The organism is Acidovorax sp. 100, assembly GCF_003688355.1.
Classification (GTDB): domain Bacteria; phylum Pseudomonadota; class Gammaproteobacteria; order Burkholderiales; family Burkholderiaceae_C; genus Acidovorax; species Acidovorax delafieldii.
The window spans coordinates 59,398-83,932 of sequence record NZ_REFD01000001.1 but is presented as its reverse complement, the minus strand read 5'-3'; the positions used below and the strand labels follow the sequence as shown (position 1 = coordinate 83,932).

At 66.6% G+C, this 24,535-nt stretch carries 22 protein-coding genes; 14 read left to right on the top strand and 8 right to left on the bottom strand.

The window, feature by feature from the left end; genetic code table 11:
* The first annotated feature begins 14 nt into the window (after window positions 1–14).
* The 7 genes from C8C96_RS00375 (at window position 15) to C8C96_RS00345 (ending at window position 7,190) form a co-directional block, all read left to right on the top strand.
* A complete protein-coding gene (locus C8C96_RS00375) occupies window positions 15–1,622 on the top strand; it encodes a carboxyl transferase domain-containing protein (RefSeq protein ID WP_121941084.1) in 1,608 nt (535 codons plus the stop codon).
* Between the two features lie 16 nt (window positions 1,623–1,638).
* The gene (locus C8C96_RS00370) at window positions 1,639–2,148 is read left to right on the top strand and encodes a DinB family protein (RefSeq protein ID WP_121941083.1); all 510 of its coding nucleotides are present in this window, start codon (window positions 1,639–1,641) and stop codon (window positions 2,146–2,148) included.
* The gene (locus C8C96_RS00365) at window positions 2,145–2,930 is read left to right on the top strand and encodes an enoyl-CoA hydratase/isomerase family protein (protein ID WP_056057841.1); all 786 of its coding nucleotides are present in this window, start codon (window positions 2,145–2,147) and stop codon (window positions 2,928–2,930) included. Before C8C96_RS00370 ends, C8C96_RS00365 begins: the two co-directional genes overlap by 4 nt.
* A gap of 16 nt (window positions 2,931–2,946) precedes the next feature.
* Window positions 2,947–3,666, top strand: a complete 720-nt coding sequence (locus tag C8C96_RS00360) for a DUF4126 domain-containing protein (protein WP_121941082.1) — start codon at window positions 2,947–2,949, stop codon at window positions 3,664–3,666.
* A 2-nt stretch (window positions 3,667–3,668) separates the two neighbouring features.
* Window positions 3,669–5,699, top strand: a complete 2,031-nt coding sequence (locus C8C96_RS00355; protein WP_121941081.1) for an acetyl/propionyl/methylcrotonyl-CoA carboxylase subunit alpha — start codon at window positions 3,669–3,671, stop codon at window positions 5,697–5,699.
* A gap of 69 nt (window positions 5,700–5,768) precedes the next feature.
* Entirely contained in the window at window positions 5,769–6,689 is a 921-nt protein-coding gene (locus C8C96_RS00350) for a glyoxylate/hydroxypyruvate reductase A (RefSeq protein WP_121941080.1), read from the top strand.
* 42 nt (window positions 6,690–6,731) lie between these two features.
* A complete protein-coding gene (locus C8C96_RS00345) occupies window positions 6,732–7,190 on the top strand; it encodes a DUF3592 domain-containing protein (protein WP_121943802.1) in 459 nt (152 codons plus the stop codon).
* Window positions 7,191–7,223: 33 nt separating this feature from the next.
* Here C8C96_RS00345 and C8C96_RS00340 read toward each other — a convergent pair whose 3' ends face one another.
* From C8C96_RS00340 to C8C96_RS00330, 3 genes are all read right to left on the bottom strand, one after another.
* Window positions 7,224–8,252, bottom strand: a complete 1,029-nt coding sequence (locus C8C96_RS00340) for a tripartite tricarboxylate transporter substrate binding protein (protein ID WP_121941079.1) — start codon at window positions 8,250–8,252, stop codon at window positions 7,224–7,226.
* An 82-nt stretch (window positions 8,253–8,334) separates the two neighbouring features.
* Entirely contained in the window at window positions 8,335–9,192 is an 858-nt protein-coding gene (locus C8C96_RS00335; protein WP_121941078.1) for a 3-keto-5-aminohexanoate cleavage protein, read from the bottom strand.
* Window positions 9,189–10,187 (bottom strand): 3-hydroxyacyl-CoA dehydrogenase family protein, encoded by a 999-nt coding sequence (locus C8C96_RS00330; protein WP_121941077.1) that lies wholly within the window; start codon window positions 10,185–10,187, stop codon window positions 9,189–9,191. The genes C8C96_RS00335 and C8C96_RS00330 overlap by 4 nt, the downstream gene beginning before the upstream one ends.
* Window positions 10,188–10,297: 110 nt before the next feature.
* Here C8C96_RS00330 and C8C96_RS00325 point away from each other — a divergent pair, with 110 nt between their 5' ends.
* Together C8C96_RS00325 and C8C96_RS00320 are read left to right on the top strand one after the other, a co-directional pair.
* The gene (locus C8C96_RS00325; protein WP_121941076.1) at window positions 10,298–11,215 is read left to right on the top strand and encodes a LysR family transcriptional regulator; all 918 of its coding nucleotides are present in this window, start codon (window positions 10,298–10,300) and stop codon (window positions 11,213–11,215) included.
* Between the two features lie 98 nt (window positions 11,216–11,313).
* On the top strand, window positions 11,314–12,222 hold the full coding sequence (locus C8C96_RS00320; RefSeq protein WP_121941075.1) for a hydroxymethylglutaryl-CoA lyase: 909 nt from the start codon (window positions 11,314–11,316) through the stop codon (window positions 12,220–12,222).
* A 28-nt stretch (window positions 12,223–12,250) separates the two neighbouring features.
* Here the strand turns inward: C8C96_RS00320 and C8C96_RS00315 are convergent, their stop codons facing one another.
* The 3 genes from C8C96_RS00315 to C8C96_RS00305 are packed head-to-tail and all read right to left on the bottom strand — an operon-like array spanning window position 12,251 to window position 18,240.
* Entirely contained in the window at window positions 12,251–13,714 is a 1,464-nt protein-coding gene (locus tag C8C96_RS00315) for an efflux transporter outer membrane subunit (RefSeq protein WP_121941074.1), read from the bottom strand.
* A complete protein-coding gene (locus C8C96_RS00310) occupies window positions 13,711–16,899 on the bottom strand; it encodes an efflux RND transporter permease subunit (RefSeq protein WP_121941073.1) in 3,189 nt (1,062 codons plus the stop codon). Before C8C96_RS00310 ends, C8C96_RS00315 begins: the two co-directional genes overlap by 4 nt.
* Before the next feature lie 18 nt (window positions 16,900–16,917).
* Window positions 16,918–18,240, bottom strand: coding sequence for an efflux RND transporter periplasmic adaptor subunit (locus C8C96_RS00305; protein WP_233584120.1), 1,323 nt, complete (start codon window positions 18,238–18,240; stop codon window positions 16,918–16,920).
* 211 nt (window positions 18,241–18,451) lie between these two features.
* On the opposite strand from C8C96_RS00305, the gene C8C96_RS00300 reads away from it, so the two are divergent.
* The 5 genes from C8C96_RS00300 to C8C96_RS00280 all read left to right on the top strand — a co-directional run bounded on the left by C8C96_RS00300 (window position 18,452) and on the right by C8C96_RS00280 (window position 22,091).
* A complete protein-coding gene (locus C8C96_RS00300) occupies window positions 18,452–18,985 on the top strand; it encodes a YbaK/EbsC family protein (protein ID WP_121941072.1) in 534 nt (177 codons plus the stop codon).
* Window positions 18,982–19,248, top strand: a complete 267-nt coding sequence (locus C8C96_RS00295; RefSeq protein WP_121941071.1) for a DUF1289 domain-containing protein — start codon at window positions 18,982–18,984, stop codon at window positions 19,246–19,248. The genes C8C96_RS00300 and C8C96_RS00295 overlap by 4 nt, the downstream gene beginning before the upstream one ends.
* Window positions 19,245–19,898 carry a 2-hydroxychromene-2-carboxylate isomerase gene (locus C8C96_RS00290; RefSeq protein WP_121941070.1) on the top strand — a complete coding sequence of 218 codons (654 nt, stop codon included), beginning with the start codon at window positions 19,245–19,247 and terminating at the stop codon, window positions 19,896–19,898. The genes C8C96_RS00295 and C8C96_RS00290 overlap by 4 nt, the downstream gene beginning before the upstream one ends.
* 173 nt (window positions 19,899–20,071) lie before the next feature.
* Window positions 20,072–21,733 carry an MFS transporter gene (locus tag C8C96_RS00285; RefSeq protein ID WP_121941069.1) on the top strand — a complete coding sequence of 554 codons (1,662 nt, stop codon included), beginning with the start codon at window positions 20,072–20,074 and terminating at the stop codon, window positions 21,731–21,733.
* A gap of 148 nt (window positions 21,734–21,881) precedes the next feature.
* Complete coding sequence (locus tag C8C96_RS00280; protein ID WP_056057887.1) at window positions 21,882–22,091, top strand: hypothetical protein; 210 nt, start codon at window positions 21,882–21,884, stop codon at window positions 22,089–22,091.
* A 90-nt stretch (window positions 22,092–22,181) separates the two neighbouring features.
* On the opposite strand, the gene C8C96_RS00275 is transcribed toward C8C96_RS00280, so the two are convergent.
* Both C8C96_RS00275 and C8C96_RS00270 read right to left on the bottom strand, forming a co-directional pair.
* A complete protein-coding gene (locus C8C96_RS00275) occupies window positions 22,182–23,300 on the bottom strand; it encodes an ABC transporter substrate-binding protein (protein WP_056743805.1) in 1,119 nt (372 codons plus the stop codon).
* An 81-nt stretch (window positions 23,301–23,381) separates the two neighbouring features.
* Window positions 23,382–24,500: an ABC transporter substrate-binding protein gene (locus C8C96_RS00270; RefSeq protein ID WP_199737419.1), complete on the bottom strand. Its 1,119-nt coding sequence runs from the start codon at window positions 24,498–24,500 to the stop codon at window positions 23,382–23,384.
* Window positions 24,501–24,535 lie beyond the last annotated feature (35 nt).

The following is a 24,535-nucleotide window of genomic DNA, read 5'->3' as shown; positions in this document are numbered from 1 at the left end:
AAGAGCCACAACGTATGACCATTCTCGACACCCAACTCAATGCCCGCTCGGCGGACTTTCTGGCCAATGCAGCCGCCATGCGCACACTGGTGGATGACCTGCGCGCGCAGCTCGACAAGGTCGCCCAGGGCGGCGGTGAGGCGGCCCGCGCCAAGCACACGGCGCGGGGCAAGCTGCTGCCGCGTGAGCGCGTGCAGATGCTGCTGGACCCGGGAACGCCGTTCCTCGAACTGGCGCCGCTGGCCGCGCTCAACATGTACAACAACGACGCGCCCAGCGCGGGGCTCATTGCGGGCGTTGGCCGCGTGAGCGGCGTGGACTGCATGATCGTGTGCAACGACGCCACGGTGAAGGGCGGCACCTACTACCCGCTCACCGTCAAGAAGCATTTGCGCGCGCAGGAAGTGGCGCAGCAGAACCACCTGCCTTGCATCTACCTGGTGGACTCGGGCGGTGCTAACCTGCCCAACCAGGACGAAGTCTTTCCTGACCGCGACCATTTCGGCCGCATCTTCTTCAACCAGGCCAACATGAGCGCCATGGGCATCTCGCAGATCGCGGTGGTCATGGGATCGTGCACGGCGGGTGGTGCCTACGTGCCGGCCATGAGTGACGAGTCCATCATCGTCAAGAACCAGGGCACCATCTTTTTGGGTGGCCCGCCGCTGGTCAAGGCCGCGACGGGCGAGGTCGTGACGGCCGAAGACCTGGGCGGCGGTGACGTGCACACCCGCCTGTCGGGCGTGGCCGACCACCTGGCGCAGAACGACATGCACGCGCTGCAACTGGCACGCAATGCAGTGCGCAATTTGAATAAAAACAAGCCGCAGGCGACCGCAGATCATGCGCCGGTAGCTCCTAAATTCGCAGCAGACGAGCTGTACGGCGTGATCCCCGTGGACACGCGCAAGCCGTTTGACGTGCGCGAGATCATTGCGCGCATCGTGGACGGCAGCGAGTTCGACGAGTTCAAGGCACGCTACGGCACCACGCTGGTCACGGGCTTTGCGCGCATCGAGGGAATGATGGTCGGCATCATCGCCAACAACGGCATCCTGTTCAGCGAGTCGGCGCTCAAGGGCGCGCACTTCATCGAGCTGTGCTGCCAGCGCAAGATCCCGCTGGTGTTCCTGCAGAACATCACCGGCTTCATGGTGGGCCGCAAGTACGAGAACGAAGGCATCGCCCGCAACGGCGCCAAGATGGTGACGGCCGTGGCCACGGCCAGCGTGCCAAAGTTCACCATCATCATCGGCGGCAGCTTTGGCGCGGGCAACTACGGCATGTGCGGCCGCGCGTACTCGCCCCGCTTCCTGTGGATGTGGCCCAACGCGCGCATCAGCGTGATGGGCGGCGAGCAGGCCGCAGGCGTGCTGGCCACGGTGAAGCGCGACGGCATCGAAGGCAAGGGCGGCCAGTGGAGCATGGAGGAGGAGGAAGCCTTCAAGGCCCCCATCCGCCGTCAATACGAAGACCAGGGCCACCCCTACTACGCCACTGCGCGCTTGTGGGACGACGGCGTGATCGACCCGGCCAACACCCGCCGTGTGCTGGCGCTGGGGCTGGCCGCCACGCGCAATGCGCCCATCGAAGACACCAAGTTCGGCCTCTTCCGTATGTAACCCGCCGGGAGCCGCCATGGACGCTGTTGCGCATTTCACCCAGCTGGCACGCTACAACGTGTGGGCCACGGCGCGCCTGCTTGATGCCGTGCGGGCGCTGCCGGAAGAGGACTACCGGCGCGATTTGGGGTTGTTCTTCCACAGCATCCACGGCACGCTCAACCACCTGCTGGTGGGCGAGCACCATCTGTGGTTCGTGCGCTTTGCCGAAGGCATCTCGCCCCAGGTGGCGTTGGATGCCGAACTGGAGCGCGACCGCGCGCAGCTGGATGCCCGCCTGCGCGAAGGCGCTGCCCGCTGGGCACCGTTGATTGCTTCGTTCTCGCCTGATCGCTGGAGCGGCACGCTCGACTACACCACCATGCGTGGCACGGCGGCATCGCTGCCGTTTGCGGCCACGCTGGCGCACGTGTTCAACCACGGAACGCACCACCGGGGTCAGATCACTGCGGCATTGACCGCGCTGGGCCAGCCCTGTCCCGAGCTGGACCTTGTCTACTTTCTGCAAAACCCGTCCAAGCCATGAGCAGCCAGAACCTTTCCATCACCCAAACCGGCGCCGTGGCGCGCATCACGCTCACGCAGCCTGAGATTCGCAACGCCTTCAGCGATGAGGTCATTGCCGAGATCACCGCCGCCTTCAAAGATGTGGGTGGGCGTGCCGATGTGCGCGCCGTGGTGCTCGCCGCAGAAGGCCCTGCCTTTTGCGCCGGTGCCAACCTCAACTGGATGCGCCGCATGGCCGACTACACGCGCGACGAAAACATCGCCGATGCAGGCAAGCTGGCCGAGATGCTGCGCGTGATCTACGAATGCCCCAAGCCCACGATTGCCCGCGTGCAGGGCGATGTATATGCAGGCGGCATGGGCTTGGTGGCCGCGTGCGACATGGCCGTGGCCGTGGACACGGCAGGCTTTTGCCTCAGCGAGGTGAAGCTGGGGCTCATCCCCGCCACCATCAGCCCCTATGTGATCCGTGCCATGGGTGCACGTGCTGCGCACCGCTACTTCCTCACGGCAGAGCGTTTTGGCGCGGCCGAAGCCTTGCGCATTGGGTTTGTGCACGAGGTCGTGGTGGCTGACCAGCTCGACGCCAAAGTGGACGAACTGCTCAAGGCCCTGACCAGCGCCAGCCCCAACGCTGTGCGCGTGTGCAAGAAGCTGGTGATGGATGTGGCAGAGCGGGAGATCAACGCGGGCCTCATCGCCGCCACGGTGCAGGGCATTGCCGACATCCGCGCCAGCGATGAGGGCAAGGAAGGCGTGCAGTCCTTCCTCAACAAGCGCAAACCCGCCTGGTTGGGCTGATCAGTACAAGCAGGCTATGGACACCCTCTGGTTCAACATCGTGCAGTGGCTCCACACGCTGGGGCTGCATGTGGATGGCGGCACCGCGCGCGCCGTGGGCGACGCGGCAGCCACAGCAACTGCGAAGCTCGACATGCCCAGCCTGCTGGCGCTGGCCGCCGCACTGGGCTGGGCCAGCGGGTTCCGGCTGTATGCCGTGGTGTTCCTGGTCGGCATGATGGGCGTGCTGGGCTGGATGCCCCTGCCGCCAGGCCTGGCGATGCTGCAGCACCCGCTGGTGCTGATGGTCAGCGGCTTCATGCTGATGGTGGAGTTTTTTGCCGACAAGGTGCCCTGGGTGGACAGCGCCTGGGATGCCATCCATGCCTTCATCCGCGTACCTGCGGGCGCTGCGTTGGCCTACGGCGTGTTCGGTGCCGACAACGCGACCATGGCCGTGGTGGCGGGACTGCTGGGCGGCTCGCTCTCTGCCACGGCCTTGGCCACCAAGATGACCACCCGCGCTGCCGTGAACACCTCGCCCGAGCCGTTTTCCAACTGGGGGCTGTCGTTCTTTGAAGACGGCCTGGTCGTGGCCGTGGTCTGGCTGGCCACGCAGCACCCAGTGGCGTTTGGCATCGCGCTGGTGGTGATGGTGGTCGTGTCGGTGCTGCTGCTGGTGGTGCTGTTCAAGTTTCTGTGCGCCGTCGTGCGGCGCTTGTCCTCTTTCTTTTCTGGTTCTGCCAAGGTGGCTTAAACATGTTCAACAAGATCCTTATTGCAAACCGTGGCGAGATCGCTTGCCGTGTCGCAGCGACTGCCAAGCGCCTGGGTGTGAAAACCGTCGCCGTGTACTCCGACGCCGACGCTAACGCCAAACACGTGGCCGTGTGCGACGAGGCCGTGCACATTGGCGGCAGCGCACCCAAGGACAGCTACCTGCGCTGGGAGCGCATCATCGAGGCCGCCAAGGCCACGGGCGCGCAGGCCATCCACCCTGGCTACGGTTTTCTAAGCGAGAACGAAGACTTCGCCAAGGCCTGTGCCGACGCGGGCCTGGTTTTCATTGGCCCCCCCGCCAGCGCCATCAATGCCATGGGGCTGAAGGCCGAGTCCAAGCGCCTCATGGAGCAGGCACAGGTGCCCCTGGTGCCCGGCTACCACGGCGCCGACCAGGACCCGGCCCTGCTGCAGCGTGAGGCCGACCGCATTGGCTACCCCGTGCTCATCAAGGCCAGCGCCGGCGGTGGCGGCAAGGGCATGCGCGCCGTGGACAAAGCCGAGGACTTTGCGGCGGCGCTCGACTCCTGCAAGCGCGAGGCCATCAACAGCTTTGGTGACGACGCGGTGCTGGTCGAAAAGTACGTGCAGCGCCCGCGCCACATCGAGATCCAGGTGTTTGGCGACACGCACGGCAACTGTGTGTACCTGTTTGAGCGCGATTGCTCCGTGCAGCGCCGCCACCAGAAGGTGCTGGAAGAAGCGCCTGCCCCCGGCATGACGCCGGAGCTGCGCGCCCGCATGGGCGAGGCCGCTGTGGCCGCTGCCAAGGCTGTGAACTACGTGGGCGCGGGCACCGTGGAGTTCATCGTCGAGCAGCCCGGCGGCTACGACGCGCCCGAGCAGATGAAGTTCTACTTCATGGAGATGAACACCCGCCTGCAGGTGGAGCACCCTGTGACCGAGGCGATCACCGGCCTCGACCTGGTGGAGTGGCAGCTGCGTGTAGCGTCGGGCGAGCCCTTGCCGCTCCAGCAGCAAGACCTGCGCATCACAGGCCACGCCATCGAGGCCCGCATCTGTGCCGAGAACCCGGACAACAACTTCCTGCCCGCGACCGGTGCGCTCAATGTGTATGCGCTGCCCGATTGCGTGACGTTTGAACGCGGCGCGGTGCGCGTGGATTCCGGCGTGCGACAGGGCGATGCGATCAGCCCGTTCTACGACTCCATGGTGGCCAAGCTCATCGTGCACGGCGACACGCGCGAACAGGCGCTGGCGCGGCTGGACGAGGCGCTGGCCCAGACCCACATCGTGGGCCTGGCAACCAACGTGCAGTTTTTGCGCCGCGTGGCACGCACCGATGCGTTTGCCAGCGCCAAGCTGGACACGGCGCTGATCCCGCGCGAGCAGGCCGTGCTGTTCCACCAGGAGCCCGTGGGCTTGCCCCTGGCCGCTGCGGCGGCCGTGGCGCAGGCCTTGCTGAATGAGCGCACGAACGAGGGCGTGGACCCGTTCAGCCGCCGCGACGGCTTTCACACGCATGGCGTGGTGCAGCGCCGGTTTGAATTTGAATTTGGCGGTGAACACGCCAAGGCGCTGCTGACTTACGAGCGCGGTGGCGGCTTGCACTTGAAGGTGGGCGAGGGCGATGCGGCGGTGGCCGGGCCGCTGGTCTTTGGCGCAGCGCCCCAGGGCGCCATCGAGTTGCAGTTCGCTGGCCAGCGCACGCGCGCTGCCGTGTATGCGCAGGGCGAGGTGGACCATGTGTTCACCCCGCTGGGCGCCACGCAGATCACCGCCATCGACCTGCTGGCCCACGCGGGCGAGGCAGCGGCTGAAGGCGGACGCCTCACGGCCCCCATGCCCGGCAAGGTGGTGTCGTTTGCCGTGAAGGCGGGCGACAAGGTTGCCAAGGGGCAGCCACTGGCGGTGATGGAGGCCATGAAGATGGAGCACACCATTGCCGCCCCAGCCGACGGCGTGGTGCAGGAGCTGCTGTACGCGCCCGGCGACCAGGTGACCGAGGGGGCAGAGCTGCTCAAGCTGGTAACCGCCGACAAGGCCTGAGCCAAGTAGTGTCCCGAGTCGTCTGCAGGTGACAGCGCAGGGGGCCCAATGCGGCTACGCTTGGGCCCCATGAAAATCACCTTTTGCTGTACCGATGCCAAGCCCGAGCCCTGGCTCCAGGGCTTTTCCGCCGCGCTGCCCGGCGTTGAGATTTCTGTTTGGCAGCCCGGCGCCCCGCAGGCCGACTACGCCGTGGTCTGGGCACCACCCCAGCAGTTCATGGACGAACAGCCTGGCCTCAAGGCGCTCTTCAATATCGGCGCAGGGGTGGATGCCCTGCTCAAGCTGCGCCTGCCGCCCCAGGCCTTGGTGGTGCGGCTGGATGATGCGGGCATGGCCGTGCAGATGGCCGAATATGTGTGCCACGCGGTCATCCGCCACTTCCGCGAGTTTGATGGCTATGAGGCCGACACCCAGGCGGGCCGCTGGGGCTACCGCAAGCCACGCCTGCGCAGCGACTATCCCGTCGGTGTGATGGGCCTGGGCGTGCTGGGCGAGCGGGTTGCCAAGGCGCTGGCGTTGTTTGACTTTCCCATCAACGGCTGGAGCCGCAGCCCCAAGGCCATCGACGGCGTGCGCGGCTTTGCGGGCGCAGATCAATTCAATGACTTTCTGGCCGCGAGCCGTGTGCTGGTCAACCTGCTGCCCCTCACGCCTGATACGGCCAACGTGATCAACAAGGACACCCTGGGCCGCTTGTTGCCCGGCAGTTATGTGATCAATGTGGCGCGTGGCGCGCACCTGGTGGACGAAGACCTGGTGGCCGCCATCGACAGCGGCCATGTGGCTGGAGCCACGCTCGATGTGTTCCGCACCGAGCCGTTGCCCGCGGGCCATGCGTTCTGGACGCACCCACGCATCACCGTTACGCCCCACACTTCGGCGCGCACGCTGCGCGACGAGAGCATTGCCCAGATCGCACGCAAGATGGTGGCGCTGGAGCACGGCGAGGCGGTGGCGGGCATCGTGAACCCCGCGCGAGGCTACTGAAGCCGCCGGTCCACGCGCTCGCGAGCGTAGAGAATGGAGGGCATGAGCACCTCCACGTTCCGTCGTTTCTTTGGTCTTTTGGGCTGGATCCTGCTGGTGCCCAGCGCCTTGACCGCGCTGGGTGCGGCGTGGTTATTGGCCTCTGGCATGAACATGCTGGGCGACACGCACACCGCCAAGGGCCGGGTGGTGGCGCATGAAGAAATCATGACAGGCCCATCCCACCGCCGGGGGCTTGCCAAGAAAAGCATTGTGGAGTTTGTGGCGGGCGATGGGCGAACCTACAGCTTCACGGATTCGGTCGCACGCCAGCAGCAGGCCATCCACAAAGTGGGTGAGACTGTTTCGGTGCGCTACTCCGCCAAGGACCCGGCGCAGGCGGAAATCCGCAGTTCCACCACCGTGAAGATCGTGATCGGTGCAGTGATGCTGCTCTCCAGCGCCATTGGCATGGCGCTGGGCTGGCTGTTGCTGCGCTTGCGCCCCAGGTCTGTCGCATAGCCCTCTGTGTGCGGGCACAGAGGGGGTGCCTTTTCAATCCACCGTCACGCCGGCATCGCGCACCAGCTTGCCCAGTCGCTGCGCGTCGGCCTTGATGAGCGCCCCAAAGTCTGCCGCCGTGCCCCCCACCACGGGCGTGCCGATGGCTTCCCATTTGGTGCGGAACGCGGGTTCCTTGAAGATCGCATTCACCGTGGCGTTGAGCTTGTCGACGGTGGCTTGCGGGGTGCCCGCGCGCACCGCAATGCCATGCCAGCCGGTGATCTGGTAGCCCGCAATGCCGGCCTCCGCCATGGTGGGCACATTGGGCAGCACCTTGGCGCGTTCGCTGGATGTAACGGCCAGCGGGATGAGCTTGCCCGCCTGGATGTGGGGCAGGGAGCTACCGACGATGTCGAACATCACGTTCACCTGTCCGCCGATCAGGTCGTTGAGCGCGGGGCCAGCGCCACGGTAGGGGATGTGCCCCATCTTCACGCCCGCGGTGGTGTTGAACAGCTCGCCCGCCAGGTGCTGCGGTGTGCCGTTGCCGGCAGACGCGTAGCTCAGCACCGGCTTTCCGGCCTTGGCCATGGCCAGGAACTCGGCCAGTGTCTTGACGCCCAGGGAGGGATGCACCTCCAGCACCAGCGGAAATGCCGACAGCTGGATCACCGGCACCAGATCGGACAGCGGGTTGAACGGCATGCTGGCGTACAGCGAGGGGTTGACCGCCATCGGGCCGCTGGCGGCCAGCAGCAGCGTGTGGCCGTCCGCTGGCGCCTGTTTGGCCACCTCGGCGCTGCCGGTGTTGCCGCCGGCGCCGCCCTTGTTGTCCACCACCACAGGTACACCCAGGCGGCTTTGCAGCTCGGGCTGCAGCATGCGGGCCATCAGGTCGGTGGGTCCACCGGGCGGGTAGGGCACCACAAAACGGATGGTCTTGCTGGGGAAGGCTGTGGCGGCCGTCTGCGCCGCAGCGTGACCTGCGATGCCCAGCGCCAGGGGCACGGCAAGGGCCGCGTGCAGCACGGCGCGCCGGGCGCCGCGATGCGTGGACGAGTGAAGGTGGTGGTGGTGCATGTCTGTCTCCTGTGGGGATGGATAAAGCCCGTCTGCTGCGGGTTGATGTCAATGGATGGGGAGCGCGATGGAGCGGTGCCGCTCAGCCTGCGCCAAAGCGCTGCCGGATGTCGGCGGCGGTGGCCAGCGGGCGGCCCAGCGCGGCGGCCGCTTCGACGGCCTGGCGCACCAGTGCGGTGTTGTCGGGGGCCACGCTGCCGTCCTTGCACAGCAGGTTGTTTTCAAACCCCACGCGGGCGTGGCCGCCAAACACGGCGGCGGCGGCCACGCAGGCGTTTTCTGCCGCTCCGAAGGCGCACACGGCCCAGGGCTCGTTGCCGTCATGGGCGTTCAGAAAAGGCAGCAGGTCGCGCGGGCTGGAGGTCTGGCCCGCGCTGTAGCGGCCCAGCACAAACAGCAGGAACCAAGGCGCATCCGGCACCACGCCACTGGCGCGCAGTGCCTGCCAGCGGCGCAGGTCGGCCACGTCATACAGGATGACCTGCACCATGGTGCGGCGCTGGGCGAGGCCAGTGAAGAAGCGCTGCAGTCCGGCTTCGCCGATCTCGGGCTTGTCTACTTCGCGCAGTCCGATGGACACGGCCTCGGGTTGCAGGGCCTCCACCATGGCGATCTGCGCGGGGGCCTGGTACACGCCTGCGGCTTCGCTGGTGATCTGGATGACCATCGCGTCGCCCACGGCCTGGCGCACCACGCGCTGCGCCTCGCGGTAGCCTTCGACATCGAGGCTGTGGCGGCCTTGCGCGTCGCGGATGTGCATGTGCAGCATGGCCGCGCCGGCATGAAGGCAGGCCTTGGCCGTGGTGGCCAGCGTGGCCGGTGTAATGGGCACGGCCAGATGGTCGGCGGGCTGCTTGTAGGCGCCGTTGGGCGCCACGGTCACGATCAGTGGGTCAACCCACTGGCTGGCAATGGTGGGTGATGCGGGCGATGCACTCATGCGCGGGCTCCAGTGGTCGTTGGGGTGTCCGTCTGTGACGTGTCGGCAGGGGGCTCGATGGCGGGCAGCTCGCTCGCCAGCAGGGCCAGGCCTTGGCGCAGCAGCGTGTCGTAGCGCGCGCGCTCGGCCTGCTTGCGGTCTTCGGGCCAGTCAAAAAAGCCCTTGCCCGTCTTCATGCCGAGCTGGCCCTGGGCCACCTTGTCGCGCAGCGCCTGGGCAGGCACGTCGGTGTTGGACAGCGTGGGGTACATGGTGGCGGCGGCGGCGGTGTGCACCTCAATGCCCGCGTGGTCGCGCTGCAGCACCGGCCCGGCCGCCAGAAAGCGGAAGCCAAAACCAAAGCGCACGGCGGCGTCCACGTCTTCGGGCGAGGCAATGCCTTCGTCGATGAGCGCAAACGCCTCGCGCGAGAGCGCATGCTGCATGCGGTTGGCCAGAAAGCCGGGCTTGTCCTTCTTGACCAGCACCGGCACGCTGCCGCAGCCACGCATGAAGGCGTGCAGCCAGGTGCCCAGGGCCGGGTCGCTGCGCCCGCCCAGCACTACCTCCACCAGCGGCACCAGGTGGGCGGGCATGAAAAAGTGCAGGCCCAGCATGCGCTGCGCCGTGGCCAGCCCCTGGGCGATGGCACTGATGGGAAAGCCCGAGCTGTTGCTGGCCAGCACGGCGTTGGGGGGCGCCACGGTTTCCAGCTCGGCAAACAGCTTTTGTTTGGCTGCCAGTTGCTCTGTGATGCATTCCACCACCAGCACCACGCCCCTCCAGTCCACATCCTGCAGGCTGGCGCACACCTGCACCGGGCCGGCGTGGGTAGCTTGGCCTGCGGCGGCCAGCTCCTGCGCAATGTGCGGCCGCAAGTGTTCGCGGCGGGCGGCGTGGGGGTCCACCACCGTGACCTGTGCGCCACCACGGGCCAGGACCACGGCCACATCGGCCCCCATGGTGCCTCCGCCTACCACCACGGTGCGCGCGCTGCGCGGCGAACTGTTCTCCATCGTGTCTCCTTGTTGCTCTCAATCTGTTCAAGCGGTGTGCTTGCGTCGAATTCAGTCTAGGGGGCTCGCATTGCGCGGTCCAGACGTCTTTTTCGATAGACTGATCGGCTATGAAGATCAATTGGTCCGCCCGCGAGGTGGATGTGTTCCTGTCGTTGGCCGAGACGCTGAGTTTTCGGCGCACGGCCTTGCAGATGCACCTGTCGCAGTCGGCGGTGTCGGGCACGGTGGCTCGGCTGGAGGAGATGCTGGACGTGCGCCTGTTCGAGCGCACCACGCGCACCGTGCAGCTCACGCTGGCGGGCGAGGTGTTTGCCGAGCAGGCGCGGTTTCTGCGCCACCAGATCGAGGAGACCGTGCGCCGCGTGCAGGAGGTGGCGCAGCTGCAGGTGGGTCGCATTGCGCTGGCGGCGCTGCCGTCGCTGGCAGCCGGGGCCGTGCCGCGCGCGTTTGCCCGGTTCGCCACACAGCACCCGGGCGTGCAGATGGAGCTGATCGACAGCCTGGCGGGCCCAGCGTTTGACATGGTGCGTGCCGGGCGCGTGGACTTTGCCCTCACCGCCGCCAACCCCGCCTATGCGGACCTGGACTACACCCCGCTGGTGTCCGATCGCTTTGTGTTGCTGATGCCGCGCACGCACCCCCTGGCCCGTGGGCGAGGCGCCGTTGCTTGGGCCGATGTGGCCGAGCTGCCCCACATCTCCATGCCCGCAGGCACCAGCGTGCGGCAATACGCGCAAGAGGCCCTGCTGACACACCGCATCCGCTTTGAACCCCGCTACGAGGTGGAGCACCTGGCCACCATTGCGGCCATGGTGGCAGCGGGGCTGGGTGTGAGCGCGCTACCCGAGCTGGCCGCCCAGGTGGTGCGCCGGCCCGAGGTGGTCACACGCCCGCTCAAGGCGCCGGTGCTGCACCGGCCCATCGGGCTGATCACGTTGCGAGGGCGGCCGCTGTCGCTGGCGGCGCAGGCCATGGTGGCCTTGCTGCGGCAAGAGGTTGAGGGTGATCACACCCGGGCTGGCTGATGGCGCGTCCGGCGAATGGTCTGGCACGATATGGGGTGGTCCTGTGAAGGCGGTGGCGAGACAATGGCGGCATTCCTTGATCCACCCTTGGTAGCCCCATGAGCATTCCCTCCCGCGTCCGCCTCATCGACGTCGGCCCCCGTGACGGCCTGCAGAACGAAAAGACCCCGGTGCCCGCCGCCGTCAAGATCGAGCTGGTGCACCGCCTGCAGCAGGCCGGTCTGAAAGAGATCGAAGTCACCAGCTACGTCAGCCCCAAGTGGGTGCCGCAGATGGCCGACAACCACGAGGTGATGGCGGGCATCACCCGCCAGCCAGGCGTGGCGTATTCGGTGCTCACGCCCAACCTCAAGGGCTTTGAGGCGGCATTGCTGGACAAACCCGACGAGATCGTCGTCTTCGGTTCCGCCAGCGAGGCCTTCAGCCAGCGCAACATCAACTGCAGCATTGCCGAGAGCATCGAGCGTTTTGCCCCTGCGGTAGAGTCTGCTTTGGCCGCCGGCATCCGTGTGCGCGGCGCCATGAGCTGCACCGTGGGCTGCCCGTACGAAGGCGACATTGCGCCCGAGCGCGTGGCGTATCTCGCAGGCCTGCTCCAGGGCATTGGCGTGCAGCGTGTGGACGTGGCCGACACCATCGGCGTGGGCACGCCGCGCAAGGTGCAGAAGGCGCTGGAGGCCACGTTGCAGCACTTTGGCATCGACGAGGTGTCGGGCCACTTTCATGACACCTACGGGCAGGCGCTGTCCAACACGCTGGCCGCGCTGGAGCTGGGCGTGTGGAACTTCCAGTCGTCCGTGGCCGGGCTGGGCGGCTGTCCCTATGCCAAGGGCGCCACCGGCAACGTGGCCACCGAAGACGTGGTGTACATGCTGCAGGGCATGGGCATTGAGACCGGCATCGACCTGGACCAGCTCATCGATGCTGGGGCCTACATCAGCGGCTTTCTGGATCGCAAGCCCAACTCACGCGCGGCCAATGCCTTGCTGACCAAGCGCGCGGGCTGACTATTGATCCATCTGCACCCGGCCGCCGTCAACCGGCGTCCGGGGTGCCGCCCAGCACCTTCCACAGCGTCACACGGTTGACCTGCTCGGCCTGGCGCAGACCGATGAGGGTCTGCTGCGCTGCATACAGGCTGCGCTGCGCATCCAGCACCGTGAGGTAGTTGTCCACCCCGGCCTTGAAACGTGCCTCCGACAGGTCGAACGCCTTCTGGGTGGAGGCCACCAGCCGCGTCTGTGCGGCAATGCGCTCGTCCCACTGCGCGCGGTCGGCCAGCACATCGGCGGTCTCGCGGAACGCGGTCTGCACGGCCTTTTCGTACTGGGCCACCGCGATGCGCTGGTTGGCCTCGGCCACCTGCACGTTGGCGCGGTTGCGGCCGGCGTCGAAGATGGGCAGGCGGACCAGCGGCACAAAGCTCCAGGTGCCGCTGCCTGCACCAAACAGGCCGTCCAGCTCGCGGCTGCCGGTGCCTACATTGGCCGTGAGGCTGATGGTGGGGAGCAGGGCCGCCCGCGCAGCGCCGATGTTCGCTTCGCTGGCGCGCAGGGCGTTTTCGGCGGCCTGTACATCGGGGCGGGCGAGCAGCACGCTGGACGCCAGTGGCACCGGCACGGGCTGCAAGGCCGCCGGGGCCTGCGCGTCAGCACGCAGCGTGCTGGCGGTGGGCCAGAGGGCGGCAGGCACCGGGCCTCCCACCAGCAGTTGCAGGGCGTTGCGGTCGCGCTCCACCTGCGCCAGGTAGGTCGCCACATCGCCGCGTGCGGCGTCCACCGTGGTCTGCGCCTGGGCCAGCACCAGTCCCGATGTGGAGCCGATGGCGTGGATGCGTTCGGTCAGCGCATAGGCCTTTTCGCGGCTGGCCAGGGTGTCGCGCGCCAGTTGCAGCCGGGCTTCATCGGCGGCCAGGGTGAGCCAGGCGTTGGCCACATCGGCAATCAGGCCCGTCTGGATGTTGCGCTGGTTCTGCTGGCTCTGCAGAAACTGCTGCAGCGCTGCCTCGTTGAGGTTGCGCACGCGGCCCCAGAAGTCGATCTCGTAACTGGCAAACCCCAGTTGTGCCGTGTACTGCGTGGCCACCTGCGCAGGGGCTGTGGCGCTGCTCATGCCGGCGGCGGTGCGCGCGCGGCTGGCCTGAGCCTGCGCGGTGACGCTGGGCAACAGGTCGGCGCGGGTGATACCGTACTGGGCGCGGGCCCGTTCGATGGTCTCGACGGCCACGCGCAGGTCGCGGTTGTTCGACAGCGCGAGGGCAATGACATCGCGCAGCGGCTGGGCCTGCACCCAGCCCAGCGCCGCTGCCGTCTGCAGACTGGCGTCGCTGGCCACGGCCGGCTGTACGCTGGTGGTGCCCACGGTGTCAGGCACCGGCAGGGCGGGGGTCTGGTGCATGGGAGCCAGGTTGCAGCCCGCGAGCAGTGCGGCGGTGGCCAGGGCTGCAGCGATGGCGGCAGGCCGGCGCTGGCGGCGTGGAGAAAAGGGTGGGCGCGTCATGCTGCGCTCTCCTGAGTGGGGTTCGGTACGGTGGTGGCAGGCGGTGGCGGTGCGTTGTCCTCGCTGCGCGACCGGCTCTTGAACCAGCGGCGGATCAGCAGGAAGAACACCGGCACCAGGAAGATGCCCAGCACCGTGGAAGCCAGCATGCCGCCCAGCACGGCGGTACCGATGGCCACCCGCCCGCCTGCACCCGCGCCGGTGCCGATGGCCAGCGGGATCACCCCGAAGCCGAACGCCAGCGAGGTCATCAGGATGGGCCGCAGGCGCAGGCGCACGGCCGCGACGATGGCGTCAAACAGGTTCTTCCCCTGCTCCTGCAGCTGCACCGCAAACTCCACGATCAGGATCGCGTTTTTGGACGCCAGCCCCACGGTGGTCAGCAGCCCCACCTGAAAGTACACGTCGTTGGTCAGGCCTCGGGTGTAGGTGGCGGCGAGTGCGCCCACCACGCCCAGCGGCACGGCCAGGATCACCGACAGCGGCACGGTCCAGCTCTCATACAGGGCCGCCAGGCACAGGAACACGAACAGGATCGAGATCGCGTACAGCATGGGAGCCTGGGCGCCCGACTGGCGTTCCTGTAGCGAGGCGCCCGTCCACTCGTAGCCAATGCCGGGAGGCAGCGTGCGCAGGATGTCTTCCACGATCTTCATAGCGGCGCCCGAGCTCACGCCTGGTGCCGCACGGCCTTCCAGCTCGTACGCAGGGTTGCCGTTGTAGCGCAGCAGCTGCGGCGAGCCGTAGGCCCAGTAGCTGGTGGAGAACGCGCCAAACGGCACCATCTCGCCCTTGCTGTTGCGCACGCTCCAGCGGGCCACGTCCTGCGGCAGCATGCGCGCCGGGGCGTCGCCCTGGATGTACACGCGCTTGACCCGTTCGTTGTTCAGGAAGTCGTTCACGTAGGTGCCGCCAATGGCGCTGGAGAGCACGCTGTTGATGTCGTTGTACGAAAGCCCAAGCGCGGCGGCCTTGCGGTCGTCGATCTCCAGGCGCAGCTCGCTGGCATCTTCCAGGTTGGTCATGCGCAGGTTGGTCAGTTCGGGCCGCTTGCGCGCTTCGGTCAGGAAGGTGTTGGTGGCCGCCAGCAACGCCTGGTGGCCCAGGCCGTTCATGTCCTTGATCACAAAGTTGAAGCCCGAGCTGGAGCCCAGGCCCCGCACGGCCGGCGGCATGACGACCAGCACCCGCGCGTCACGAATGGAGGCCAGGTCGCGCGTGGCCTTGTAGGCAATCTGCGCGGCGGCCTGGTTGGGCAGCGTGCGGTCTTCCCAGGGCTTGAGGCGCACAAAGCCACGTGCCGAGGCCTGGTCTCCGTTGATGCCCGAGACCTGGTAGAAGCTCAGCACATCGGGCTGCTGCGCAAAGTAGTCGCGCACCTGGTCCAGCACGCTCTGCAGCCGCGCATCGGCGGCGCCCGAGGGCAGGTTCACGTTCACGTACAGGAAGCCCTGGTCTTCGTCGGGCAGGAAGGATGTGGGCAGGCGCGCCATGAGCAGCCACACCACGCCACACACCGCCAGAAAGATCAGCACCATGCGTTTGGTGCGGCGCAGGGTGTAGGCCACTGTGCCCTGGTAGCGTGCCGAAGTGGCGTCGAAATGGTGGTTGAACCAGCGGAAGAACCGGTCGTTCAGGCCCAGCAGGCCGCGCCGGATGGGCCGGTCATGCCCGGCAGACGCGGCTGCGGGCTTGAGCAGCGTGGCGCACAGCGCCGGGGTGAGGGTGAGCGCCACAAACACCGACAGCGCCATGGCCGCCACGATGGTGATGGAGAACTGCCGGTAGATCACGCCGGTAGAGCCGCCAAAGAACGCCATGGGCACGAACACCGCCGACAGCGTGACCCCGATGCCCACCAGGGCGGGCGTGATTTCGCGCATGGATTGGCGGGTGGCCTCCTTGGCCGACTGGCCGGTCTCGTGCATCACCCGCTCGACGTTTTCGACCACCACGATCGCATCGTCCACCAGCAGGCCGATGGCCAGCACCATGGCAAACATGGTCAGCGTGTTGATCGAATACCCCGCCAGCGACAGCACCCCGAAGGTGCCCAGCAGCACCACCGGCACGGCAATGGCGGGGATCAGCGTGGCGCGGAAGTTCTGCAAAAACACGAACATCACGATCACCACCAGGATCATGGCTTCGCCCAGTGCGCTGACCACTTCCTTGATGGATGCGCGCACGAAGGGCGTGGAGTCCGAGCTCACGAAGTAGTCGATCTGGTTGGGAAAGTAGGGCTTGAGCTCGGCCAGCTTGGCGGCGATGGCGTCGGCCACCTGCATGGCGTTGGCGCCGTCGGCCAGCACGATGCCCATGCCTGCGCCGGGCATGCCGTTGAGCTTGGCCTTCACGGTCAGGTTCTCGGCGCCCAGCTCCACGCGGGCCACGTCCTTGACGGTGACCACTGACCCATCGAGCGCCGACTTGAGCACGATGGCCTCGAACTGCTCCACCGTCTTGAGCTTGGTGCGGGCGGTGATGGTGGCGTTGAGCTGCTGGTCGGACACTGCGGGCAGGGCGCCCAGCTGGCCGGCAGATACCTGGGCGTTCTGGGCGTTGAGCGCATTGACCAGGTCCGACGGCATCAGCGCGTACTTCTCCATCTTGGCCGGGTCCATCCAGATGCGCATGGCGTAGTTGGTGCCGAACACCGTCACGTCACCAACCCCGTCGATGCGGCCGATCACGTCCACCAGGCTGCTGGTCAGGAAGTCGCCGATGTCCACGGCGCTCATGGAGGGGTCTTTGGAGAAGAAGCTGTAAGTGACCAGGAAGTCCTGCCCGCCCTTGTTCACGAAAACGCCCCGGCTCTTGACGGCGTCGGGCAGGCGGTTGGTGGCGGCCTGCAGCTTGTTTTGCACCTGCACCTGCGCCACGTCGATGTTGGTGCCGGGCGCGAAGGTGAGCGTGGTGCGCGAGCGGCCCGAGGCATCCGAGGTCGAGCTCATGTAGAGCATGTTGTCGATGCCCTTGAGCTGCTGCTCGATGATCTGCGTGACCGAGTTTTCGACCGTCTCGGCCGAGGCGCCGGTGTATTGCGAGCCGATGGTCACGCGTGGCGGAGCGATGTCGGGGTACTGCTCCAGCGGCAGCGTGACGATGGACAGCGCACCGCCCAGCATGATGATGATGGCGATGACCCAGGCAAAAATGGGCCGGTTGATGAAGAACTGAGCCATGTGCTGCGTCCTTCGTGCTCAGCGGGAGGCCGCTGGGGCAGGGGCCGAGGCGGGCGCGGCACCTGCAGCGGGCGGCGCGTCGGCGCCTGTGGCTCCCTTGCGGCCCTTGGCGGGGGCTTTGGGATCCACCTCCACCGCGCGCACCTTGTCGCCCGGTTTGACGCGCTGGAACCCTTCGGTCACCACGCGCTCGCCGGCAGCCAGTCCGCCTTGCAGCAGCCACTGGTTGCCCACCGCCCGGTCGATGCTGATCGGGCGTTTTTCCACTACATCGCCTTCCTTGACCACCAGCACGCTGGGCTTGCCGGTGAGGTCGCGGGTCACGGCCTGCTGGGGCACCAGCAGGGCTTCGGGCGCGAGCCCGGTGGGCAGCAGCGCCTGTACGTACATGCCGGGCATCAGCGTGCCTTTGGGGTTGGGCACCACGGCGCGCAGCGTGACGGTGCCGGTGGTGGCGTTCACGATCACGCCGGCAAACTGCAGCTGGCCGCGTTGCGCGTACTCGGTGCCGTCGTCCAGGCGGATGCGCACGGGGATCTTGTCGCCCTCGACCTTCTGGAAGCGGCCTGCGTCCCAGTCCCGCTGCAACTGCATCAGCTCGGTGGTGGACTGGGTGAAATCCACGTACATCGGGTCAAGCTGGACGATGGAGGTCAGCGCATCGGCCTGGTTGGCCGTGACCAGTGCCCCCGGCGTCACGTTGGACAGGCTGATGCGTCCACTGATAGGTGCCTCGATGCGGCTGTACTTGAGGTTGATGCGGGCGGTGGCCAGGTTGGCCTGGGCCACGGCCACGTCGGAGCGCGACTGGGCGGCCGCAGCCTGGCTTTCTTCAAACGCCTGCTGGCTGATGGCGTCGATCTTCACCAGCTCCGCATTGCGCTTGGCCGTGGCCTCCTGGGTGCGCGCGGTGGCCTCGGCCTTGGCCAGGGCTGCCTGCGCGCTGGCTTCGGTGGCCCGCAGCGAGGCGTCATCGATCTGGTACAGCGGCTGGCCCTGGCGCACCAGCATCCCTTCGGTGAACAGGCGCTTTTGCAGAATGCCCGACACCTGGGGTCTCACCTCGGCCGTGAGCGAGGCGCGGGTGCGGCCGGGCAGGGCGGCTTCGAGCTGCTGGCTTTGCTGCTTGAGCGTGACCACGCCCACTTCAGGGGCGGCCTTGGCCGGTGCGGGGGCCTCGTTGGGTTTGCTGCAGCCGGACAAGATGCCCGCGATCAGCAGCAGCCCCAGCAACGCTCCCCGGCATGGCAATGCCCCGAGGGCGGGGCGGCCCGGCACAGTGTTGGCAGGGGAGGTCGCGGGCAGGCTCGGGCACAGCGGGGACAACGCAGCATCGTTCATGGGCGTGGGAGCGGTTGGGTTGGGAAGGTTCGGCGCATTGTGGGGCGCACACATTTCCTGTTTGTAAAGTGGCCTGATTTGGCCCGGGTGCCGGAGCGCCGTGCAGGGACATGCGGGCCGGGGTGCGAGGGAGGCCATGGCGCGCGGCAAAATAGAGGGAGACCCGACCGAATCACGCCCCCCCCCTGTGGACCTGCTGGAGACAACGCGAATGTGTGGAGCCGAACTGAAGAACCTGCCCGAGGGCGTACAGCGTGTGGCTGCCGAACTGCAGCGGCGCGGCCACCCGCACCTGCCGCAGATGCTGGACGATGCCGCGCGCACCGCGCAGCAGGCCGCCGATGCGCTGGGCATCCTGGTGGGGCAGGTGGCCAAGAGCATCATCTTTCGGCGCAAGAGCGACGATGCTGCGGTGCTGGTGGTCACATCGGGCGACCGACGCGTGGACGAGAAAAAAGTGGAAGCCCATGTGGGCGGCAAGATCGGTCGGGCCGATGCCGAGTTTGTGAAATCGCGCACCGGCTTCTCGATTGGCGGCGTGTCGCCCGTGGCGCATGCCACGCCGCCCGTCACGCTCATTGACCAGGACCTGCTGCGTTTTGACGTGGTGTGGGCCGCAGCAGGCCACCCCCATGGCGTGTTCCCCTTGCACCCCAGCGACCTGCAGCGCCTGACGGGCGCACCCGTGGTGGACGTGGTGCAAGCACCGGTGGCAGACGCGTCTGCGCCCCAGGCGGCCGCATGAATGCTATTGATTTGCTAGCTGTCAAGGCAAAAGAGACTAGCGCTACCGGCCAATTTGACCCCAAAAGTGCCGAGCCAGTGCCTTCGCCCTGCATTTCGGTGTGCCGCATGACGCCCGACCGCAGCCACTGCGAAGGCTGCTTTCGCACGCTGGATGAAATCCGCGCCTGGTCGCGTGCCGACGCTCCGCAGCGGCGCGCCATCTGGGCGCAGTTGTTGCAACGCGCCGGCATTGCCTGGCCCGTGCCGGAGACCGAGGCATGAAGCGCATCACGTTCTACCTGGACTTCATTTCCCCCTATGCCTGGCTGGCGTTTGAGCGCTTGCCCGAGGTGCTGGAAGGGCTGACCTACAGCGTGACCTACCAGCCCGTGCTGCTGGGTGCCCTGCTGCAGCAGCACGGCAACCCCGGCCCTGCGGGCATTGCCCCCAAGCGCGACTGGACCTACCGCCATGTGACCTGGCTGGGCCATGCGCAAGGCACGCCACTGCAGATGCCTGCGCGCCACCCGTTCAACCCGCTGCCCCTGCTGCGCCAGGCCCTGGCCTGCAGCGACGACGGCAGCATCAACCGCTACGTGGTGGGCACGGTGCTGCGGCACGTGTGGCAAGGCGGCGCCGACGCGCTGGACCCTGCGCGCCTGGCCACGCTGGCCGAGGCGCTGGCGGAGCAGGTGCGCCCCGGGCAGGACGTGAACAGCGATGGCCCCAAGGCCTTGCTGCGCGCCAACACCGAAGCCGCGCAAGCAGCCGGTGTGTTTGGCGTGCCCGCGTTTGGGGTGGACGGCAAGCTGTTCTGGGGGCTCGACGGCCTGCCCATGCTGCGTGCCTACCTCGACGGCGACGCCTGGTTCGACGGCCCCGCCTGGGACGCTGTCAGCCAGCTCCCATCGGGTTTACCCGGCAAGCCCTGAGCAATTTCCGGATGCTGAAAGGGGTGCTGCGGGTTTCACCCTAAGTTGTCAGAGAGCGGTCAGTTTGATGAAAGCTCTTGTTGGTTTCGCGTCAGAGGGTGGTCAGTGCCATCTCCAAGAATGCGTGCAGCCCGCCGCAGTGCGGTCTGTAACACCAATAGGAGACACACACCATGGCAACTGTTCATCCCGCACCGCGGCCGATGTCGCCCGAAGAGAGGAAGGTCATCTTCGCCTCGTCGCTCGGCACCGTTTTCGAGTGGTACGACTTTTACCTGTACGGCTCGCTCGCAGCCATTATCGCCAAGCAGTTCTTCAGCGGTCTGGATGCCGGTTCGGCGTTCATCTTCGCGCTGCTGGCGTTTGCGGCGGGCTTCATTGTTCGTCCCTTCGGCGCCATCTTCTTCGGCCGCCTGGGCGACATGATCGGCCGCAAGTACACGTTCCTGGTCACCATCCTGATCATGGGCCTGTCCACCTTCATCGTGGGCATCTTGCCGACTTACGCGTCCATCGGTGTGGCCGCTCCCGTCATCCTGATTGCCCTGCGCCTGCTGCAAGGCCTGGCACTGGGCGGTGAATACGGCGGTGCTGCCACGTATGTGGCCGAACACGCACCGCACGGCAAGCGCGGCGCCTACACCGCCTGGATCCAGACCACCGCCACGCTGGGCCTGTTCCTGTCGCTGATGGTGATCCTGGGCACCCGCACCGTGCTGGGCGAAGAAGCCTTTGGTGATTGGGGCTGGCGTGTTCCGTTCATCGTGTCGATCCTGCTGCTGGCCATTTCGGTCTGGATCCGCCTGTCGATGAACGAATCGCCTGCCTTCCAGAAGATGAAGGCCGAGGGCAAGACCTCCAAGGCACCGTTGACCGAATCCTTCGGCCAGTGGAAGAACCTGAAGATCGTGATCCTGGCACTGGTGGGCCTGACCGCCGGCCAGGCCGTGGTGTGGTATTCGGGCCAGTTCTATGCGCTGTTCTTCCTGACGCAAGCGCTGAAGGTCGATGGCGCCACCGCCAATATCTTCGTGGCCGTGTCGCTGCTGATTGGTACGCCGTTCTTCATCGTGTTCGGTTCGCTGTCGGACAAGATTGGCCGCAAGCCCATCATCCTGGCAGGCTGCCTGCTGGCCGCGCTGACGTACTTCCCTGTGTTCGGTGCACTGACCAAGGCGGCCAATCCTACCCTGGCTGAAGCCCAGGCCAAGAACAAGGTGGTGATCACCGCTGACCCTGCCGAGTGCTCGTTCCAGTTCAACCCCACCGGCACCACCAAGTTCACCAGCTCGTGCGATATCGCCAAGCAGGTGCTGGCTGGCGCTTCGGTGAGCTATGAAAACGCTGTGGCTCCCGCCGGTACGGTGGCGAGCATCAAGATTGGCGAAACCGCAATCCCCTCGTACACCAGCAAGGGCTTGAGCGCTGACGAAGCCAAGAAGAAGGACGCCGAGTTCAAGAAGCTCGTGGCCGACGACCTGAAGGCCGCTGGCTACCCCACCAAGGCCGACCCTGCACGCATCGACAAGGTGATGGTCACCATCATCCTGACCTACCTGGTGCTGCTGGTGACCATGGTGTACGGCCCCATCGCCGCCATGCTGGTGGAAATGTTCCCCACCCGCATCCGCTACACGTCCATGTCCCTGCCGTACCACATCGGTAACGGCTGGTTCGGCGGCCTGCTGCCCACCACGGCGTTTGCCATCGTGGCCCAGACCGGCAACATGTACAACGGCCTGTGGTACCCCATCATCATCGCCGGTGCCACGGTGGTGATCGGTGGCCTGTTCATCAAGGAAACCAAGGACGTGGACATTTACGCCAACGACTGATCGTTACTGACCGGTGTACAGGGCCCGCCCCGCAAGGGTCGGGCCCTGTGTTCCATCAAGGGGCTTGTGTCGCGCACCAGTACAACCCACAACCCTGCGCGTCAGCCAGGCCCCTTGATTGAACAAACCCATCCCAGGAGATATTGATATGTGGAAGATTGTTGTTGGCTTCGTCTTGTTTGCCGCCTTGTCGATGTACGTGATCATCACGGCGGGCGACAAGGCCGACATGGGTGGAGAAAAGCACGGTGCCGATGCGGTTCACGCCCCCGAGGCACCCGCCAGCGCAGCTGCACCCGCAGCCGCCGCCGCGCCGGCACCCGCTGCAGCCCCTGCATCGGCTGCCAGCGCGCAATAAGCACATTGCCCGGCATGACAAAGGCCCTTCCAGCAATCGCTGGCAGGGCCTTTTTTTGTCGTGTCGTCACGCGCGGGCGCTTGCGCCGCGTCAGCGCTTGAAGCGGCCGTCCGTGCCGATGATGGACAGGTCGGAGAAGTCCAGCCCGCTGTGGTCGGTGGGGCTGTAGCTCAGCTCCAGCCCACCCAGGTCCCACTTGTGGATGCTCTCCAGCCCCGCATGCAGCTTGGCGCGGTCGGGCTTGGCACCCGCGCGCTTGAGGCCTTCCACCAGCACCTTGGCGCTCACGAAGCCCTCCAGCATGGCGGGCGTCAGGTCGCCGATGTTCTTGGCCTTGGCCAGGTCGATGGCCTCCTTGATCACCGGGTAGTTGAGCGAGCGCTCGGACGGGAACACCTGCGTCACCACCACGCCCCGGGCCTGGTCGCCCAGGGCCTTCACAAACCCGCCCGACGCGTTGTTGGACAGGGTGACGATCTGTCCGGCAACGCCCGCGGCGCGCAAGGCCTTGATGCCGTCGACCACCGCAGCGCCAGTGCCGATGAAGATCACGGCCTGGGGCTGCTTGCCGGCCACGCGCGGGGCGATGGCGCTGTAGTCGGGCTTGGCACGGTCAAACTTTTCGATGAACAGCGCCTCGATGTTGTTGGCCTTGAATCCGGCCTGTGCGCCCGCCAGCCCGTCAGCGCCAAACGTGTCGTCCACATGCACCACGCCAATGCGCTGGATGCCCAGCGTGTGCAGGTGCGAAATGGCTTTGGTCACCTCGCGCTGGTAGGGCGCCCGCACGTTGAACACATATTTGCTCACCGGCTGGTGCAACGCAATCGCCCCGGTGGACGGACCCACCAGCGGCACGCCATGCTGCTCCAGCACCGGGATGATGCCCTGCGTGTGGGGCGTGCCACGGGTCATGAACAGGCCGATCACGCCCTTTTGTTCAATCAGGGTGCGGGTGTTGTCCAGGGTCAGCTTGGGGTCGAACTTGTCGTCCAGCGACAGCACCTCCACCTTCTGCCCGCCCACGCCACCCTTGGCATTGACATGGTCGATGTAGAGGGCAGCGCCCTGCATGGATTCGGCCACCGTGGCGGCGGCCGAGCCGGTGATGCCCACCGTCTGGCCAATGAGGATCTGTGCATGGGCCGAACCGATGCCCAGGGCGGCAGCCAGGGCGCAGAGCGCGCCGGCCAGGCCAGTTTTCTTCATGGGGTTGTCTCCTGCGTGTGGAGCGCCCGAGTGTAGGGACGCCCCCGCGCGGGACAACTGTAAAAACGCGTAGGCGGGCGCTCAGCGGCGGAAGCGCCCGTCCGTGCCGATGATGGCCAGGTCGGCAAAGTCCAGCCCGGTGTGGTCCTCGGGGCTGAAGTTCACCTCCAGACCGCCCAGGTCCAGCTTCTTGATGCTCTCCAGCGCGACCTGGATCTTCTCGCGGGTGGGCTTGGGGCCCGCGCGCTTGAGACCTTCCACCAGCACCTTGGCGGCGGCAAAGCCTTCCAGCATGGCGGGGCTGATTTCGGTGAGCCCCTTGGTCTTGGCCAGCTCCTGGGCTTCCTTCACCATCGGGTAGGTCACGGCCCGTTCGTTGGGGAACACCTGGGTCACGATCACGCCCCGCGCGTTGGCCCCCAGGCTTTTGATGAAGCCGCTGGAGGCATTGTTGGACAGCGTCACGATCTGCGCGGCCGAGCCCGCCGTGCGCAGTGCGGTGGTGGCATCCACCACCGCAGAGCCCGAGGCCACCATCAGCACCGCCTGCGCATCGGCCTTGGCCACCTTGGCGGCAATGGGGGCGAAGTCGGGCTTGGCGCGGTCGAATTTTTCAGACACCACCGCCGTCAGTTTGGCGGCCGCCAGCCCCTTTTGCGCGCCCTGGATGCCGTCGGCGCCAAAGCTGTCGTCCGCGTACACCAGTGCCACGCGGGTGATGCCCATGGAGGCCAGGTGGGTGATTGCCTTTTCGGCCTCGCGCTGGTAGGTGGCGCGCACATTGAAGATGTATTTGCGCACCGGCTGGTGCAGCACCATGGCGCCGGTGGACGGTGCCACCAGCACCACGCCGTGTTTATCCAGCAGTGGCAGGATGGCCTCGGTGTGGGGTGTGCCCCGGTTGAGGAACAGGGCCGACACGTTCTTGTCCTCGATCAGCGTGCGGGCGTTTTCGGCCGCCAGCTTGGGGTCGAACTTGTCGTCCAGGGAGATCAGCTCGATCTTCTGGCCATTGACACCGCCCTTGGCGTTGATGGCGTCGATGAACAGCAGCGCGCCATCGGTGGTCTCTTTCACGCCCGCAGCCACCTGGCCGCTGAAACCTGCGGTCTGGCCGATCAGGATCTGGGCATGGCTGGCTGCACTGGCCGCAAGCGCCAGGACCAGGCCAGCCGCTCGCCGTTGCCATTGTTTTGTCATGGCGGTCTCCTCTTGTTTTGTGTGGAGGCCGCAGT